Below are 16,538 nucleotides of genomic sequence, written 5' to 3' on the forward strand. Positions count from 1 at the left end.
GGCTATTTCAGGTCAGCGGCCAGGCTGGCCAGGGTCTCCGGCGCAATCTGCACATGGGCCGGGTAATGGGTGTGGTCGCAGCCCAGCTTGACGCCGGCGCCGGCCTTCACCGCCTGCCGCATGGCCGCGTTCAGCTCGAAGCGCACGAAGTGCACGGCCGAGGTCTTCTCCTCGTTCTCGCGGTCGAGGTCTTCGTCGGCGATGGCATAGACGCGCGGCTGGCCTTCCACCTCGACGAAGAGCCTGTCCTCGACGCCGATGAGGCGGGCCAGCTCGCGCTTGCGCTCGTTGGGGTCGGGGTATTCGATCAGCATGGTCGCCTTCCAGTTGCCGCCATCGGGCACGAGGGGCTGATAGGCGTCGATCTCGCTCTGGATGCCCTCCTCTTCGAAGATCTTCTCGATGCGCAGCATCTCCTGGATCTGGTAGCGGATGGTGCGCTCGTCCTCGAACTGCAGATTCAGGTGCTCGCCCAGCCGCACGCTGCGCAGCCGGCGGTGGGCAACGATGGCGCCCTTTTCGACCTTGCGGAACTTGGCATAGGCCTCGAGCGTCATCAGGCTGTCTGGCGTGATGGTCATGGTGCGATTCCGTAGGCAGTGCGCAGCAGTGTCAGCGGGTGGGCCACCGCCTTGGCTGGCGTACCGGCCTGGGCCATGCCTTGCGCGATGTGATGGCTGGCCAGAGCGCAGTCGCTGGCGACGACGTCGGGCTCGTCCTTGGCCATGGCCTTGAAGACGGGCTTGCCGATCTTCATCGCCACCGGGTGGTAGGGCGTCTTCACGCCATAGGTGCCGGCATGGCCCGAACAGCGCTCGACGATGTTGAGCCTGACCTCGACGCTCTGACCGATGAGCTTGAACATCTCCTCGGTCTTGCGGCCTATCTTCTGCACCCGGCCATGGCAGGGGATGTGGTAGCTGACCTTGCCCAGGGCCTGCTTGAAGTCGGTCTTCAGCAGGCCGTCCTTGTGGCGGGCGACGAGGTATTCGAAGGGGTCCCACATCGCGTCCTGCACGAGGGCCACTTCGGGCTCATCCGGGAACATCAGCGGCAGCTCCTGCTTGAACATCAGGGTGCAACTGGGGATGGCCGACAGGATGGCAAAGCCGTCGCGCGCATAGGGCGCCAGGGCCGCGATATTGGCCGTCTTGTGCTTCTCCACCGTCTCCAGGTCGCCCAGTTCCAGCTTGGGCATGCCGCAGCATTTCTCCTTCTCGACGATGACATAGGGAATGGCGTTGTGCTCCAGCACCTTGAGCAGGTCAAAGCCGATGCCGGGCTCGTTGTAGTTGACGTAGCAGGTCGAGAAGATGGCCACCTTGCCGGGCGTGCGCTCGCCGTTGGTGACGACATGCGACAGCGCCTTGGGCGCGCTCCAGCGAAAGCGCTGGGACGCCAGCTCGGGCAGCCAGGCGTCGGGGTGCACGCCGAGCTGCGCGTCCATCAGCTTGCGCGCGAACTTCGTGCGGTTCACCGCGTTGACGGCCTGCACGACGATGGGGATGCCGGCGAACTGGCCATGCACATCGGTGGAGGCCAGGAACTTCTCGCCGCCCTTCACCTCCCCCTTGCGGAACTTGATCGCCTTGGCGCGCAGCATGGTGTGGGGGAAGTCCAGGTTCCACGGGTGCGGCGGCACATAGGGACACTTGGTCATGTAGCAGAGGTCGCAGAGATAGCACTGGTCGACGACCTTCCAGAAATCCTGCTTGGCCACACCGTCGAGCTCGCCCGTCTTGCCTTCGTCGACGAGGTCGAACAGCGTCGGGAAACTCTGGCACAGCGACACGCAACGGCGGCAGCCGTGGCAGATGTCGAAGATGCGCTCCATCTCGTGGAGGCAGGCGGCCTCGTCGTAGAACTCGGGGTTCTTCCAGTCGAGGGCGTGTCGAGTGGGCGCTTCGAGATTGCCTTCTCTCATGCTCATCGCGTCTCCTGCGCAGTCGTCTGCACGCCAGCGCGCGCAGACGACTGCGGCCGCATCACACGGCCGCTTCTTGCTTAATCCACCAGCGCGTCCAGCGCCTTCTGGTAGCGATTGGCATGCGAGCGCTCGGCCTTGGCCAGGGTCTCGAACCAGTCGGCGATCTCGTCGAAGCCCTCGTCGCGGGCCGTCTTGGCCATGCCCGGGTACATGTCGGTGTATTCGTGGGTCTCGCCGGCCACGGCGGCCTTCAGGTTGTCGCGCGTCGGGCCGATGGGCAGGCCGGTGGCGGGGTCGCCAACGGTTTCCAGGAATTCGAGATGGCCATGGGCATGGCCGGTTTCGCCTTCGGCCGTGGAGCGGAACAGAGCCGCCACATCGTTCTGCCCTTCGATGTCGGCCTTGTTCGCGAAATACAGGTAGCGGCGGTTGGCCTGGGATTCGCCGGCAAAGGCGTCCTTCAGGTTCTGCTCGGTCTTGGATCCTTTCAAGCTCATCGCAGTCTCCTTCAGTGGGAAGACGGCGACGCTACTCCCGGGGGTGCCGGGCTACCAATCGATAGCTTCAATCCACCTCATAGCAGGCCGCTATACCAACGCAGGCCCAGCAGCTGGCGGGCAAGCTGGTGAGAGCGTCCCTGAGGGTCGGCGAGATCGTGCAGCACGGTGAAGTGGTTGCAGCCTGGCAGCGCCTCGCAAACCGGCACGGCTCGCGCTCCCCAGGCCGACCGGATCAGCTGGTTCTGGCGGTGGTACTCCTCGCTCTCCTGCTCGCCCACCAGGGCGACCAGGGTCTGCGGCGCGCGCGGCGGCGGGAAATGAACCGGACTCAAGCGGCGCACGCGGGCCGCGTCCAGCTTCAGGTCGGTCTGCAGGAAAGGCACCTGGCACAGCGGCTCCAGGTCATGCAGGCCCGATACCGACATCGCGCCCTGCACCAGGCGCCGCGGCAGGTCCCGGCCGACGCGCTTCCAGTCGCAGCAGCTCAGCATCGCCGCCAGATGACCACCGGCGGAATGCCCGAGCAGCACGATGCGGCTGGGGTCGCCCCCATGCTCGGCCGCATGCCGCCAGGCCCAGGCCACGGCCTCGGTCAGCTGCATGGCGATGCGCTCGATGCTCACGCCAGGGCAGAGGTCGTAGTTGGGCACGACGACGATGGCGCCTTCGTCCGTGAAGCTGGCTGCCAGGAAGGAGTAGTCCGACTTGTCCAGTGAACGCCAGTAGCCGCCATGGATGACGATGAGGACCGGCGCGAAGCCGCCGCCCGAGGTCTGATCGGGCTTGAAGACGTCCAGCGTCTGCTTGGGATCGGCCCCGTAGCGCAGGTCCAGCTGGCAGTTGGAGCGCTCGCGCACCAGCGCGGAGGCCTGGGCCCAGCGGCCGAGGATGTCGGCACTGTCGATCACGCGCTGGCGGTTGTTGTACTGGGCCTCGAACCAGGCCGTCGACTTGCGGGGCGTCATGGGCGATGACGATAGCAGCCACTTCCCGTGGCTATACTTTGTAGACCGTGTGGGGGGGTAGCTCAGCTGGGAGAGCGCCGCGTTCGCAATGCGGAGGTCGGGAGTTCGATCCTCCTCCTCTCCACCACCCGATCATCCAAGGCGATCCCGCATCTGCGACTTTAAGCATTGCTCTGCAGTGACTGCAGTCCGAATGTTTATTGGCAATCGTGCATACGCCAAGTTAAACAGCCCCTTCCGGGGCTGTTTTCTTTTGCGAGCGCTCGTCATGTGACTGCGCAGCCCATCGGCCAGACGAGCGCAACCTCTCGGATAGCCGGGTTCACGGTCCGGACAGGAGGCAGTCGTCGAGTCACCTGTCGACATGGCAGCAACGACCACGCTCGAGCGGCGAGGGTGCGCGACACGCACCTCACCCCGACATCTCTGCAGCGGAAGCAGCAATCAACCGTCCGATCGCTCAAGCATCATCTGGGTATCACTGAATGAGCCGTCCTGCCGGAGACATCAGGGCAGTTCCCGCAAGTACTCCCAGGACCGCTTCAAGTGGTCAATGAACCACCTGCCCGCGGGCCCGGGCGGTTCGGAAGCCGGGTGATACGCGGACATGGTCAACATGAAGCCCGTCCGCGGCATGTCGTCCACATCGAGGACAACCAGGGTGCCATCAGCGATGTCCTTCTCGACCATGTGCAGTGGCATGCCGCCCCAGCCGACGCAGTCCTTCAGGAAGGCGTACTTGGTCGACAGGTCGGCTAGGCGCCAGGTCGACGGCGACACCACGCCGTAGTCGCGTCCTGCCATCAGGTCTGATCGGTCGGTGAGCACCAGCTGGACGTGCTTCGCCAGCTCGCTCCGGGGAATCCGATCTGCCCATGCCGCGAGCGGATGGTTCGCGGCGGCGACCGATACCAGGGGCAATTCGCCCAAGCGCTCGCTCACCAGCGACGGGAACGTCAATGCAGGCAAGGTCGAGAGAATGCCCAAACTGCACCGCCCATCCAGCACGGGCTGGTAAGCCGCTCCCAGGCCCTCCACGAACAGGCGCAACGGCGTCAGGGGGAATTGGCTCGCAAATGCCTTTGCGGCAGCGCTGACGAGCGCAGTGGGGAAGAACACGTCGACCACCACCGAGAGCTCGGTTTCCTGGCCTGCCGCCATCAGCTTGGCTCGGGCCTTCAGCGTGTCCACACCAGACACGATGTTGCGGGCGTCGGCCAGCAGAAGCACACCCTCCGCGGTGAGCTTCGGAAACCGGCCTGAGCGGTCGAAGAGCACCACGCCGATTTGCTCCTCCAACCCGCTGACCCACCCGCTCACCGCTGACTGCACGCGGTTGAGCTTGCGTGCGGCGGCGGAAAAGCTGCCCTCGTCCACCGCGGCGATGAACGTCCTGAGCTGGTCCAGGGAAACGCCGTCGAGCAATTGAGACTCCTTCCATCTCTTCAACAGATGGATCGAATCTCAATATACCGGCTTCTCAGAATTGAAGCAGGTCTACATCATTCGTTCCCATGCAGCCATCGCTGCAAAGGATAGGAGGTAGCAGGGATCCATCTCTGTTTTCGCCCCAGTTACTGCAAGCCACCCTCAAAGGACACGTCCCATGCGCAAGACCCTCACCGCAGCCGCACTGGCCGCCGCCACCTCACTCGTCGGCACCGCTCACGCGGAAGTCGCCACCTACAGCATCGACCCCACGCACACCTTCGTGACCTTCGAGGTCACCCACTTCGGCACCTCGACCAACCGCGGTCGGTTCGACAAGAAGGAAGGCACGGTGCAACTCGACAAGGCAGCCAAGACCGGGAAGGTCGAACTGACGCTCGAGACCGGCTCCATCGACACCGGTACGGCCGCTTTCGACAAGCACCTGCGGAGCGACAACTTCCTCAACGCCGCTGTGTTCCCGACGGCGAAGTTCGTCGCCAGCACGTTCAGCTTCAACGGCGACAAGGTCAGCGAAGTGGCGGGGCAACTGACGCTGCTGGGCAAGACCCTGCCGGTCGTGCTGAAGGCCTCCAGCTTCAACTGCTACACGAACCCCATGCTCAAGCGCGAGGTTTGTGGCGGCGACTTCGAGACCACGATTCAACGCAGCCAGTGGGGCATGGGCTGGGGCATCAACTTCGGCATCCCCGACACCGTGAAGCTCGCCGTGCAGGTCGAAGCCGTCAAGCAGTAAGCCCGCTGCGAACCAACTCCTCCCACCCACTTCGAGCCCCTTCATGAAACTCCTCCACCTTGACTCCAGCGCGCTCGGCGCCGCGTCCGTCAGCCGCCAGCTGACCGCTGAAATCGTCGCTCGCCAAAAGGCGCTTCACCCCGGCATCCTGGTCACCTATCGCGATCTGGCGGCCGACCCCGCCTTGCACCTCACCGGCGCCCACATGGCCGCGCGCATGGGCGCCACCAGCGACGACGTCACCATCAACGCCGACCTGGTCAAGGGCAACGCCTACATGGATGAGCTGTTCGCGGCGGACGTCCTCGTCATCGGCGCTCCCATGTACAACCTGTCGATTCCGACGCCGCTCAAGGCCTGGATCGACCGCGTCGCCGTGGCCGGCAAGACTTTCCAGTACACCGCGACTGGGCCGCAAGGGCTGCTCAAGGGCAAGAAGGCCTTCATCGCGTCAGCACGCGGCGGCGTGTACTCGGCCGGCAGCCCGGCTGCAGCCCTCGAGCACCAGGAAAGCTACCTCACAGGACTGCTGGCCTTCCTTGGCGTGACCGACGTGAAGGTCGTGCGCGCTGAAGGCATCGCGTTCGGCCCGGAAGCCAAGGACGCCGCCATCGCCAAGGCCTTGCAAGACATCGAGGCCATTGCAGCCTGAGCGCCGAGCGCGCCGCACCTCACAACCCCCATCGAAAGAATCACCATGACGTACTCCATCATCGGTTCCGGCAACGTCGGCACGGCCCTGGCCCGCCACTTCGCCCGCACCGGCATCACCGTCCGGATCGCCAACACGCGCGGCCCCGAGTCCATCGCACCCCTTGCCGCGGAACTCGGCGGCAACGTTGTCCCCGTCACGCTGCAAGATGCCCTCGCCGCAGATGTTGTCATCTTGGCTGTTCCGTTTCGCGCTCACCCGAGCGTCGGCGGCGCACTCGCGACCTGGTCTGGCAAGGTCGTTGTCGACGCGATGAACACCTACGGCATCTCGCCGGAAGAGTTGAAGGGGCAGGCTTCCACTGACGTGGTGGCTGCCGCCTTCCCGGGCGCGCAGGTGGTCAAGACGCTGAACCAGCTGCCGGCCAAGCTGCTCGCGCAGGACCCCGCGGTCAACGGCGGTCGGCGTGTCATGTTCGTGTCGAGCAACGACGCCGGCGCTGAGGCGGCGATGGCCAAGCTGGTCGCAGACCTGGGCTTCGCGCCGGTCACCCTGGGCAAGGTGAACGAGGGCGGGCTGCTGATCGGTATGGGCGGGCCGCTGATCCTGCAGAACCTCATCAAGCTGAGCTGACTGCCGCCCACGGGTGGCTCGCCCACTACTCTCTTCGGATTGTTCATGCCACGTTCCATCATCAGCGTCGCCCGGCTCGGCACCCCCTGGGAAACCATCGACCCGTTTCTCGTCTGCGCCTATCACCTCGACCACTATCCACCGGGGAACGCCGACTTGGGACCGGTTGAGCCACCACCTGCCGAAGCAGGTGCCCGAAAGCCCTGGCGCATGTACTTCGGGCAGACGGTGCCAGGCTTCCCCGCCCACCCGCATCGCGGTTTCGAGACCATCACCATCGTCCGCCAGGGCGTCGTCGACCACTCCGACTCACTGGGCGCCACAGCCCGGTATGCCGCGGGCGATGTGCAGTGGCTGACTGCGGGGCGTGGTGTCGTGCATGCGGAGATGTTCCCTTTGCTGGACCCCCTCAAGCCGAACACGCTGGAGCTGTTTCAGATATGGCTGAACCTGCCGGCGCGCGACAAGATGGCTGAGCCCAGCTTCAAGATGTTCTGGGCCGAGGACATCCCGAGGCATGTTGAAGCCGGCGTCGACGTCACATGCATCGTCGGCACCTTGCACGGAGTGGACATGCAAGAGCCGCCGTCACCGCCCTCAAGGTCATGGGCGTCAGACCCTGGTTCGGACTTGGCCGTGTGGACGTTGAAGGTGGCGCCGGGTGCGAGGTGGCAGCTGCCGGCTGCCTTGGGTAGCGGCACGCGCAGGCAGCTCCTCTTCTTCAAGGGCTCCACGCTGACCATCGACGGTGTGTGCGTCGACGCGCGTTCTGCTATCGAGGTCGACTGCTCCGCCGTGGTCGAGCTGGTAAATGGGTCCAAGGAAGCCGAGGTACTGCTGCTCCAGGGCCGCCCGATTGAAGAACCCGTCGTGCAGCACGGGCCGTTCGTGATGACCACGCTAGACGAAATCCGACGTGCCTACGAAGACTACCGACACACCCGGTTTGGAGATTGGTCTTGGGGCGTCTACGACCCGAACCATGGCTCGAAGCGGGGAAGGTTCGCTTCAACCGATTGACTTTCGAGGACCGTGGTCAAGCGACTGCACCCATGGGCGAAGCTGCCGGTCGGTGCCAGAAGCGCCTTTCCCAAGGACCGCTTCTGGCTCTACCAGTCGCGCTGGCGGCCCGAGCTGCCCATGGCCCATCTGCTGCCGCACTGGACCTGGCCCGAACGGGTGGGCCAGGTCACGCCGGTGCATGCCTTCACCAGCGGCGACGAGGCCGAACTGCTCCTCAATGGCCGGTCGCTGGGCAAGCGCAGCAAGACTGCGGGCGAGTACCGGCTGCGCTGGGACGACGTGGCCTACGAGCCCGGCGAGCTGAGGCTGCAGGCCTGGCGCGACGGCAAGCTTCGAGCCCTTCCCGTCCACCAGCCGCAAGGCCTTCAATGGCCAGGCTTTGGTCATCGTGCGCTGCCGGCCGGACGCTGCGGGCAGCCTGATCGTGCATGCTCAGGCGGACGGCCTGGCAGCGGCAGATCACCCTCACCACCCGATGAATTGGCCGCGGCCGCGCACCGGCAGTTTGCAAACAGCCTATTGGGGGTAGCGCTTGCCCGCCGTCTCCAGCGCCCAGTCATCGCTGCGCGCCGGAGCCGCGGGCAGACCGTCGCCGCCCACCAGATTGGCCTCGCTGGCGTTGTCCACCCAGGCATAGCGGGCAGCGACCGGTGCGGACACGGCCGGGCTGCTCAGCACGACAGCGTCACCCTCGATGCGCGCCGTGGCGGCGACGAAGCGGCGGTCCGCGCCAGCCAGCACGAAGCCTCGCAGCTGCTCGCCGGCCTGAGCCGGCCGCAGGCCGCCAGCGGTGTCCCTGAAGCGCAGCCAAAGCTCGCCGCCTCGCACCTCCGAGCCCACCAGCATTGGCCCGCTGGCCGGCGTGGCGCGCAGGCCCATGTCGTGCAGGGCCAGGCCCGCCAGGCGCTGGCCCAGGGTGCGCTTGTTGCGCGGGTGGATGTCGTTGGCCTCGCCCACATCGATGGCGACGGCCATGCCGGTGTGGGGCAGCTTGAGCGCCTGAGCCTGCGCGTCGCGCAGCTCGGCCCAGCCGCCGTGGCCCGGGCGGTTGTTCTGCAGCGGCAGATAGGACGCCAGTTGCACAAAGAAGAACGGCAGGTTGGGCTGGCGGAACTGCACGCGCCAATCCTTGATCAGTCGCTGAAAGCCATCGGCATAGGCGGCGGCGCGGCCCGTGTTGCTCTCGCCCTGGTACCAGAGCACACCGCGAATCGCCAGGCCGTTCAGCGGCGCGATGAGGCCGTTGTGGGCCAGCGTGGGCGCGTCGTTGGCCGTGGGGCCGTTGGCGACGCTGACCTGCTCCACCCGGGCGCGCCAGGTGCCGGCCAGCGCCACGCTGCCGGCCGGCGTGTCCAGCCGCAGCTCGGCCGCGTCGCCGTGAAAGCCGCCACCGCCGCCCGTGTCCGTCACGCGCACGGCGATCCAGTTCGCACCCGCGCGCAGCAGGCCTGCGGGCAGCGGGTAGCGGCGCGGCTGGTCGTACCCGCACTGGCCGCCCACCTTCTGGCCGTTGACCCAGACTTCGTCGCAATCGTCCACCTTGGCAAGGTGCAGCACGGCCGCGCCGGCAGTTTGGGGTGCGGTCAGCTCGACCTTGCGGCGCAACCAGACGACGCCATCCAGGTCAGCCAGCCCCTGCCCCTCCCACACGCCCGGCGCCTGCAGCGTGGGCCAGTCCGTGTCGATTTCGCTGGCGGCCGACCAACCCTTGGCGTCCACACCCTTCCAGGCCAGGCCCGGTTGCCACGCCGTCACGCGGCTCTCCAGGCGCTCGCGCAGCGCAGTTGCGAAGCTGGCGTTGTCGCCTGGCAGGGCCTTCACGGCGGGCGCCAGGTCGAGGTCGGCCAGCGCAACGTCGCGGCGCACCCAGGTCTCCAGATGCGAGCCACCCCAGGCTGTGTTGACAAGGCCGATGGGCACGCCCAGCGTCGTCTGCAGCTGCCGCGCGAAGTGGTAGCCCACGGCGCTGAAGTCGCCCACCTTGCCGGCCTCGGCAACGACCCAGGCGGCCGGCGCGATGTCGGCCTCGGGCCGCAGGCTGGCGCGCAGCGGCACGCGGAGATGGCGCAATTGCGCGTTCTGCGGCGCGGCCATCTCCTGTGCCGCCGTGTCGGTGGCCGACAGCGGCCACTCCATGTTGGACTGGCCGCCCAGCAGCCAGACGTCGCCGATCAGGATGTCGTCGCGCGTCAGCTCACCGTCGCCCGTCACGCGCAGCCGGTGTGGCCCACCGGCCTTGAGCGCAGGCAGTTGCGCACTCCAGCGGCCGTCGCTGCCAACCATGGCACTGGCCTGACGGCCTGCCAATTCCACGCTGAGCCTGCGCCCGGACGTGGCCCAGCCCCACACGTGGACGGGTTGGTCGCGTTGCAGCACCATGTGGTGGCCGAACACCTCGGCCAGGCGCGTCTCGGCCTGGACGCCGGTGGCCAAAAGGCCCAGCAGGGCGGGAATCAGCGCCCGGGTGAGGGGTCGCAGGGCGGGTGAATTCATGGGTCTCCTGATTCGTTCTGAACTACGTCGCGCCCGCGGGTCAACGGAAAAATGGTCGCGCAACCATTCGTATGGTAGATCGGCAATGACTTACCATCTTTGGGCCGAACCCGGTCTTCTGGGACATCCACGGACGCAAGCAAACATCGAGGTCCAGACCGCGCACAGCGTGCCGGCAAGCCGCTGCCCAGCAAGCATGTGTTGATGCCTTTCGAGCTCGTACGCCGCCGGTCCGATGCGGCGCCGCGCTTGCGCCCACCGATCCGCGTCAGCGCCGTGGCTGAGCGAGCCCCTGTTTGGGTGAATCCCCGGCTGATTGGATTGATATCGATTTGGTGATCAATCCATTCTGGAATTTGATTGTCCGTCGCAGGCATGCCTTTCTAGGATGCCGCGGAGGTGCCAACCGGCATCGGCATTCAGGCTCCAAAGGGATGTTGTCCATGAAGCATGCAGAGCGGCCAGATGCCGTGCCCAAGCCGGCAACGGTGATGGACGTCGCCCGTTTGGCTGGCGTCTCGATGATGACCGTGTCGCGCGTCGTGAATGGCGAGGCCACGGTCAGGCCGACAACCCGCATCAAGGTGCAGGCCGCCGTAGCCGCCCTGAACTACACGCCCAACCCTTCAGCACGCAAGCTGGCAGGTTCGCGGCCCATCCTGCTCGGCCTGCTCTACAGCGATGCCCGGGCAGGCTATTTGAGCGGTTTCATGCTGGGGCTGCTGAGCAAGCTCAGCTTGCGGCATGTGCAGCTGAACGCGCAGTACTGCGACGCGAACAGCGATGGCGCGCAAGCGGTCGCCGCCATGCTTGCAAATGGCATCAATGGCCTCATCCTGCCGCCACCCTTCTGCGACTCCCAGCCGCTGCTTGACCTGATCGCCCGCAGCGGCACGCCCGCCGTGACTGTGTCCGCGGGCCAGCCCGTGCCGAACTGCTACGGCGTCAGCATCGACGACTACAAGGCGGCCTATGAGATGACCCGGCACCTGCTGGCCCTGGGTCACCAGAGGCTGGGTTTCATCAGGGGCGACCCTGGCCAGAGCAGCAGCGAACGCCGCCTTGCCGGCTTCCGGGCCGCGGTAGCCGAGGCGGGGCTCGATACCGCCCACGACATCCAGATGGTGCAGGGCCGCTTCACCTACCACTCCGGACTGGACGCAGCCGAGCAACTGCTGTCCAGCAACCAGCGGCCGTCGGCCATCTTCGCCAGCAATGACGACATGGCAGCTGCCACCGTTGCGGTTGCTCATCGCCTGGGCCTCTACGTGCCCAGCGACCTGACCGTTGCCGGCTTTGACGATGCGCCATTGGCCACGACGATCTGGCCCGAGCTGACGACGGTGCGCCAGCCCATCGGCGAGATGGCCAGCGCCGCAGTCGACATGCTTGTCAGACATATCCGCGCCTGGCGCAACGGCGTCAAGCTGCCCTTCGGCCAGCAGATGATGGAGCACGCGCTGATCCGCCGGCAATCCGACGCAGCGCCCAGGCACCGCCCCGCCGTACGCCTTGGCATCGTTGCCTAGTCCGACGGACGGGCGTCGGCTTTCGTCTCGACCGCCCTATTGCGGTGTCGTCGCCTGAGCGGGCACGGCCTTTTCAGGCGTTGTGCCCTCGCCGTCGAAAGGCCGAAGACGGAAGGCCACGCGAACGGGTTCCAGCTTGGTGCGGTACTGCATATGCGGTTGGCCGACATGGCTCCAGGAGTTGTCGCCGCCCACGCCCCATTGCGCACCATCGATCAGCAGCGTGCCGTGGTCATGCGCCACGATGTCGCTGCTCTTCCAGCTGCCGGGTGGGCGGCGGTAGAGATCGGCATAGGGGAAGGCCAGCGCATTGGCCATCAGCAGCGCCCTGCCCTCCACGCGCAGGCCGCGGCCGCCGCCGGACACCTCGAGCCAGCGGACATCGACCTTGTTGCCGGTGTCCTGCGGCCGCATGTAGTCGTGGTTCTGCTCGGCGATGGCGCCGCGCCAGAGGCCGACGGCCGCGCTGGTCTTGCGATCGACATAGCTTTCGTGCGGACCGCGCCCGTACCAGCCGACCGTGGTCAACGTTGACGGCATGTCGAACCACAGGCCGACGCGGACGGGGGGCGGCAGATCGCTCTTGAGCGGGGTCAGCAATCCAGTCACGTCGACACTGCCGTCGCCGGACATCGTGTAGGTGGTGACGAAGCCGGCCGCGCCGGCACCGAGGTGATGATCGACCGAGACCTCCACCCGGCCGCCTGAAACGCGGCGCGCGATGATGGAACGGACCTGACGTTCGCGGGTCATGAGCTTCCAGGATGTCTGCTGACCGACCGTGCCGGTCAGGGTGTCGTTGTCGGTTTCGGCGCGGAAGAAGTTCGGCCGGCCGCCACTCAGCAGCGGCGCGCCGACCTTGCCGTAGCCGGTCAGCAGGCCGGTCTTGCGGTCGAGCGCCAATCTCGTGCCCGCAGCCGACAGGATCACGGCGTCCGCGCTCTCCGTCAGCTCGACCGCGCCCTTGGCGAGCGGGCTGGAAGCGGCCACATACGGCGTCAAGGCGAACTGCTCCCAGCCGACGACATAGCCTTCCGGAGTCAGCGGCACAGCGCCCGCCCTCGCCTTGGCGCGAACGGTGACGAAGTACTCCGCACCGGGCTTGCGAGGGATACCGGCCAGCGGCAGCTTCACCTTCTGGGTTTGCCGCGCCGGGGTCGACAGCGCCGCCAGCGACCCCGAGGCGACGGTCACGCCGTTCTCCTGCAGCGCCCACTCGAAGGCAAAGCCCGACAGGTCGCGGAAGTCGTGGCGGTTGCGCACGCTCACCGTGGATGCGCGCGCATCGAAGGCCTCGAACTGGATAGGCGAGAGCACCTTCTGCACTTCGTAGAGGTGGGGATTGGGCGTGCGGTCCGGCTGGATCAGACCGTCGCCGAATTCGATGTCGCCGCCCGGATTGGGCCCGTACTCGCCGCCATCCCCCCAGTAGCGCCGGCCGTCCTGGGTGGTGCGGAACATCGACTGGTCCACCCAGTCCCAGATGAAGCCGCCTTGCAGCTTCTCGTGCCGGTAGATGGTGTCCCAGTAGTCCTTGAAGTTGCCGCCCGAGTTGCCCTGCATATGGGCGTACTCGCACTGGATCATGGGCTGGGTGCGGGTCGGGTCGGTGGCCCAGTCCACCATCTTCTCGATGTCGTCATACATCGGCGCGTAGATGTCGACGTAGGCGTTGGGCGCGTGCTCCCAGTCCAGCGTGCCCCAGCCGAGATAGGAGATCAGGCGCGAGGGGTCGCGCTGGCGCGCCTGCGCGGCGGCCTTCTCAAACGTCGGGCCTATGCCCGCCTCGTTGCCCAGCGACCAGAAGATCACCGAGGGGTGGTTCTTGTCGCGCTCGACCATGTTCATGACGCGGCTGACATGGGCGGCTTCCCATGCAGGATCGAATCCGATCTGCAGCTTGGAACGCAGCTCCGGATGGCGGTTGCCGTAGTCCATATAGGCGTGGCTCTCGATGTTGGCCTCGTCCATGACGTAGAGGCCGTATTCGTCGGCCAGCGCGTACCAGAGCTCGGCGTTCGGGTAGTGCGAGGTCCTCACCGCGTTGATGTTGTTGCGCTTCATCAGCTCGATGTCGCGGCGCATGGAGGCTTCCGACATCACATGGAAGGTCTCGGGATCGTGTTCGTGGCGATTGACGCCGCGGATGATGATGGGCCGGCCGTTGACCATCACCAGGCCGTTCCTGATCTCGACCATGCGGAAGCCGATGCGCTGCGGCGTCGCCTGGATGAGCCTGCCTTCGGCGTCGAGCAGCTCGACCAGCAGGGTGTAGAGATTGGGGGTCTCGGCGGTCCAGGGGCGAACGCCGGGCACTGGAGCGGCCAGCGTCTCGGTGCGGGCCGCGCCGGCCGCGACCATCGTGGCTTGGGTCAGCAGTACCTTGTCGCCGTCCAGCAATGTCATGCGCAGCTGCAGCGGCTGGGTGCGCTCGGTCAGGGTCACGTCGGTCGACAGCGCACCGTCGCGATAGGCCTTGTCGAGGCCCGCATGGACAAAGAGATCGGTCAGCCGGGTCTTGGGCACGGCCTTCAGATAGACCGAACGCTCGATGCCCGAGACGCGCCAGAAATCCTGGTCCTCCAGGTAGGACCCGTCGGACCAGCGGTGGATCTGGATGGCTAGGACATTCCTCTGCCCCGGCTTCAACAGCGCCGTGACATCGAATTCGCTCGGCAGCTTGGAGTCTTCGGAGTAGCCCACTTCCGCGCCGTTCACCCAGACCTGATAGGCCGAGCCGGCCGCGCCGATATGCAGGATGATGTCCTGCCCCGACCAGGCGGCCGGCACCTCGACCGTGCGGCGGTAGGAGCCCACCGGATTGGTGGCATGCGGGATCAGCGGCCGGTTGGCCGGGAACGGATAGGTGATGTTGTTGTAGCGCGCCTGGTCGTAGCCCTCGGCCTGCCACATGGCGGGGACCTTGATGGTCTTCCAGCCCGAGACGTCGTAGGCCGGCTTCTCGAAACCGGTCGGCACGTCGTCCGAGGACGGCGAGAAGCTGAACGACCAGGGGCCGTCCAGCGTCTGGTAGCGCGCCGAGCGCGTCTTGTCGCCCGCCAATGCCGCCGCGCGGCTCTCAAACGGAAAGTGGGTGGCTGCGGCCGGCAGCTTGCCGCGTGCAAAGACCGCCGGGTTCTCCCAGTCGGGCCGTGAGGCGTCCACCTGCACCGCCTGCACCTGCGGCGCTTGCGCTCGCGCCGTCTCAGCGGCAGCGGCACCCAACAAAAGCTCCACGCACACGTGGGCCATCCATCTTGCATGCACAGGCATCTCCTGGGTTCTCAAAGCACGGTGATGTCTTGGTGCCGCGGCACCAGCGCCTTCATGGCGAGCCAGGCGACGAGGTAGGCCAGCGCGCAAATGGAGAACATGATCATGTAGCCCGTCGTCAGCTCGCCGCGCGCACCATAGGCATCGAAGATCCAGCCGCCGAGCTTGGACACAGCCACGCCGCCCAGGCCGCCGGCCATGCCGCCGATGCCGACAACCGAACCGATGGCCCGCTTGGGGAACATGTCCGACACGGTGGTGAAGAGATTGGCCGACCAGGCCTGATGCGCCGACGCGCCGATGCCGATCAGCAGCACGGGCATCCAGTAGCTGATGCCGCCGAGCGGCTGGGCCAGCAGCACCACCAAGGGGAAGAAGGCGATCACCCGCATGGCCCGCATGCGGCCGTCATAGGGCATGTAGCCGCGCTGCATGAAATAGGTCGGGAACCAGCCGCCGCCGATGCTGCCGATCATGGTCATGCTGTAAAGCACCGTCAGCGGCAGTGCGATGTCCGTCGTGCTCATGCCGTACTGGCTGGTGAGATATTTGGGCAGCCAGAACAGGTAGAACCACCAGACGCCGTCGGTCAGGAATTTGCCGACGACGAAGGCCCAGGTCTGGCGATGCGCGAGAAGACGGAACCACGGCACCTTGGCGCCTGCATCGGCGGGCGCGGTGGCCTCGCGGTCGCTGTTGATGTAAGCCAGCTCCGCAGCGCCCAGCCGGCGCTGCTGGGACGGCGCGTCGTAACAGCTCACCCACAGTGCGATCCACAGGAAGCCGATGGCGCCGATGGCGATGAAAGCCATCTGCCAGCCCCAGGTGACGGCGATCCAGGGGACGGTCAGCGGCGCCAGGATCGCGCCGACGTTGGCACCGGAGTTGAAGATGCCGGTCGCGAGGGATCGCTCCTTCTTGGGGAAGTATTCGGCCGTCGCCTTGATGGCCGCGGGGAAGTTGCCGGCCTCGCCCAGGGCCAGCACGGCGCGCGACACCATGAAGCCCGCCACGGACACGGGCAGGCCAATGCCGAGCGCAGCCATCAGGCCGCCGATGGGCACGGAGAAGGCATGCATCATGGCGCCCACCGACCACACGCCAACAGCGATGGCGAATGCACGCTTGGTGCCGATCGCGTCGATGAAGCGGCCGGCGAACAGCATGGAGATCGCGTAGCCGAACTGGAAGACCGCCGTGATGTTGGCGTAATCGGTGTTGGACCAGCCGAACTCCTTGGACAGGGCCGGGGCCAGCAGGCTGAGGACTTGCCGGTCCAGGTAGTTGACCGTGGTGGCGAAGAACAGCAGCGCACAGATGGTCCACCTGTAGTTGCCCATGCCTTGCTGGCTCATGTT

The 16,538-nt window shown here is 66.3% G+C and carries 13 protein-coding genes, 1 tRNA gene and 2 pseudogenes; 8 read left to right on the forward strand and 8 right to left on the reverse strand.

What is annotated here, in order from left to right; all coding sequences use genetic code 11:
- Positions 1 to 2 precede the first annotated feature (2 nt).
- From J2X20_RS02760 to J2X20_RS02775, 4 genes are all read right to left on the reverse strand, one after another.
- Entirely contained in the window at positions 3 to 581 is a 579-nt protein-coding gene (locus J2X20_RS02760; RefSeq protein WP_310260514.1) for a DUF3501 family protein, read from the reverse strand.
- On the reverse strand, positions 578 to 1,930 hold the full coding sequence (locus J2X20_RS02765; protein ID WP_310260516.1) for a (Fe-S)-binding protein: 1,353 nt from the start codon (positions 1,928 to 1,930) through the stop codon (positions 578 to 580). Before J2X20_RS02765 ends, J2X20_RS02760 begins: the two co-directional genes overlap by 4 nt.
- Positions 1,931 to 2,004: 74 nt before the next feature.
- The gene (locus tag J2X20_RS02770) at positions 2,005 to 2,424 is read right to left on the reverse strand and encodes a rubrerythrin family protein (protein WP_310260518.1); all 420 of its coding nucleotides are present in this window, start codon (positions 2,422 to 2,424) and stop codon (positions 2,005 to 2,007) included.
- A gap of 77 nt (positions 2,425 to 2,501) precedes the next feature.
- Positions 2,502 to 3,392 carry an alpha/beta hydrolase gene (locus J2X20_RS02775; protein WP_310260521.1) on the reverse strand — a complete coding sequence of 297 codons (891 nt, stop codon included), beginning with the start codon at positions 3,390 to 3,392 and terminating at the stop codon, positions 2,502 to 2,504.
- Positions 3,393 to 3,443: 51 nt separating this feature from the next.
- Here J2X20_RS02775 and J2X20_RS02780 point away from each other — a divergent pair.
- A tRNA-Ala gene (locus tag J2X20_RS02780) sits at positions 3,444 to 3,519 on the forward strand.
- A 380-nt stretch (positions 3,520 to 3,899) separates the two neighbouring features.
- Here the strand turns inward: J2X20_RS02780 and J2X20_RS02785 are convergent.
- Complete coding sequence (locus tag J2X20_RS02785) at positions 3,900 to 4,817, reverse strand: LysR family transcriptional regulator (RefSeq protein ID WP_310260524.1); 918 nt, start codon at positions 4,815 to 4,817, stop codon at positions 3,900 to 3,902.
- Positions 4,818 to 4,998: 181 nt separating this feature from the next.
- Between J2X20_RS02785 and J2X20_RS02790 the strand changes: the two genes are divergently transcribed.
- From J2X20_RS02790 to J2X20_RS02815, 6 genes and pseudogenes are all read left to right on the forward strand, one after another.
- On the forward strand, positions 4,999 to 5,577 hold the full coding sequence (locus tag J2X20_RS02790; protein ID WP_310260527.1) for a YceI family protein: 579 nt from the start codon (positions 4,999 to 5,001) through the stop codon (positions 5,575 to 5,577).
- A 43-nt stretch (positions 5,578 to 5,620) separates the two neighbouring features.
- Entirely contained in the window at positions 5,621 to 6,229 is a 609-nt protein-coding gene (locus J2X20_RS02795) for an FMN-dependent NADH-azoreductase (protein WP_310260530.1), read from the forward strand.
- Between the two features lie 45 nt (positions 6,230 to 6,274).
- The gene (locus J2X20_RS02800; protein WP_310260533.1) at positions 6,275 to 6,862 is read left to right on the forward strand and encodes an NADPH-dependent F420 reductase; all 588 of its coding nucleotides are present in this window, start codon (positions 6,275 to 6,277) and stop codon (positions 6,860 to 6,862) included.
- Positions 6,863 to 6,907: 45 nt separating this feature from the next.
- Positions 6,908 to 7,882 (forward strand): pirin family protein, encoded by a 975-nt coding sequence (locus J2X20_RS02805; protein ID WP_310260537.1) that lies wholly within the window; start codon positions 6,908 to 6,910, stop codon positions 7,880 to 7,882.
- Between the two features lie 120 nt (positions 7,883 to 8,002).
- Positions 8,003 to 8,155: pseudogene (locus J2X20_RS02810) on the forward strand (DUF4982 domain-containing protein); the annotation flags it as partial.
- Between the two features lie 106 nt (positions 8,156 to 8,261).
- Positions 8,262 to 8,414, forward strand: a pseudogene (locus tag J2X20_RS02815) (hypothetical protein); the annotation flags it as partial.
- Here the strand turns inward: J2X20_RS02815 and J2X20_RS02820 are convergent.
- The gene (locus J2X20_RS02820; RefSeq protein ID WP_310260539.1) at positions 8,402 to 10,378 is read right to left on the reverse strand and encodes a sialate O-acetylesterase; all 1,977 of its coding nucleotides are present in this window, start codon (positions 10,376 to 10,378) and stop codon (positions 8,402 to 8,404) included. The pseudogene J2X20_RS02815 and the gene J2X20_RS02820 overlap by 13 nt on opposite strands.
- 443 nt (positions 10,379 to 10,821) lie before the next feature.
- Between J2X20_RS02820 and J2X20_RS02825 the strand changes: the two genes are divergently transcribed.
- Positions 10,822 to 11,907 carry a LacI family DNA-binding transcriptional regulator gene (locus J2X20_RS02825; RefSeq protein WP_310260542.1) on the forward strand — a complete coding sequence of 362 codons (1,086 nt, stop codon included), beginning with the start codon at positions 10,822 to 10,824 and terminating at the stop codon, positions 11,905 to 11,907.
- Between the two features lie 36 nt (positions 11,908 to 11,943).
- On the opposite strand, the gene J2X20_RS02830 is transcribed toward J2X20_RS02825, so the two are convergent.
- On the reverse strand, positions 11,944 to 15,132 hold the full coding sequence (locus tag J2X20_RS02830) for a glycoside hydrolase family 2 TIM barrel-domain containing protein (RefSeq protein WP_310260545.1): 3,189 nt from the start codon (positions 15,130 to 15,132) through the stop codon (positions 11,944 to 11,946).
- Positions 15,133 to 15,191: 59 nt separating this feature from the next.
- Complete coding sequence (locus J2X20_RS02835; protein ID WP_310260548.1) at positions 15,192 to 16,535, reverse strand: MFS transporter; 1,344 nt, start codon at positions 16,533 to 16,535, stop codon at positions 15,192 to 15,194.
- Between the last annotated feature and the right edge of the window lie 3 nt (positions 16,536 to 16,538).

This window comes from Roseateles saccharophilus (genome assembly GCF_031458095.1).
In the GTDB taxonomy this organism is placed as follows: domain Bacteria; phylum Pseudomonadota; class Gammaproteobacteria; order Burkholderiales; family Burkholderiaceae_C; genus Pelomonas; species Pelomonas saccharophila_A.

Bases quoted from the DNA above. Each gene is read 5' to 3' on its own strand.
- J2X20_RS02760 (WP_310260514.1), bottom strand. From the start codon at position 581: ATGACCATCACGCCAGACAGCCTGATGACGCTCGAGGCCTATGCCAAG.
- J2X20_RS02765 (WP_310260516.1), bottom strand. From the start codon at position 1,930: ATGAGCATGAGAGAAGGCAATCTCGAAGCGCCCACTCGACACGCCCTC.
- J2X20_RS02770 (WP_310260518.1), bottom strand. From the start codon at position 2,424: ATGAGCTTGAAAGGATCCAAGACCGAGCAGAACCTGAAGGACGCCTTT.
- J2X20_RS02775 (WP_310260521.1), bottom strand. From the start codon at position 3,392: ATGACGCCCCGCAAGTCGACGGCCTGGTTCGAGGCCCAGTACAACAAC.
- J2X20_RS02790 (WP_310260527.1), top strand. From the start codon at position 4,999: ATGCGCAAGACCCTCACCGCAGCCGCACTGGCCGCCGCCACCTCACTC.
- J2X20_RS02795 (WP_310260530.1), top strand. From the start codon at position 5,621: ATGAAACTCCTCCACCTTGACTCCAGCGCGCTCGGCGCCGCGTCCGTC.
- J2X20_RS02800 (WP_310260533.1), top strand. From the start codon at position 6,275: ATGACGTACTCCATCATCGGTTCCGGCAACGTCGGCACGGCCCTGGCC.
- J2X20_RS02805 (WP_310260537.1), top strand. From the start codon at position 6,908: ATGCCACGTTCCATCATCAGCGTCGCCCGGCTCGGCACCCCCTGGGAA.
- J2X20_RS02820 (WP_310260539.1), bottom strand. From the start codon at position 10,378: ATGAATTCACCCGCCCTGCGACCCCTCACCCGGGCGCTGATTCCCGCC.
- J2X20_RS02825 (WP_310260542.1), top strand. From the start codon at position 10,822: ATGAAGCATGCAGAGCGGCCAGATGCCGTGCCCAAGCCGGCAACGGTG.
- J2X20_RS02835 (WP_310260548.1), bottom strand. From the start codon at position 16,535: ATGAGCCAGCAAGGCATGGGCAACTACAGGTGGACCATCTGTGCGCTG.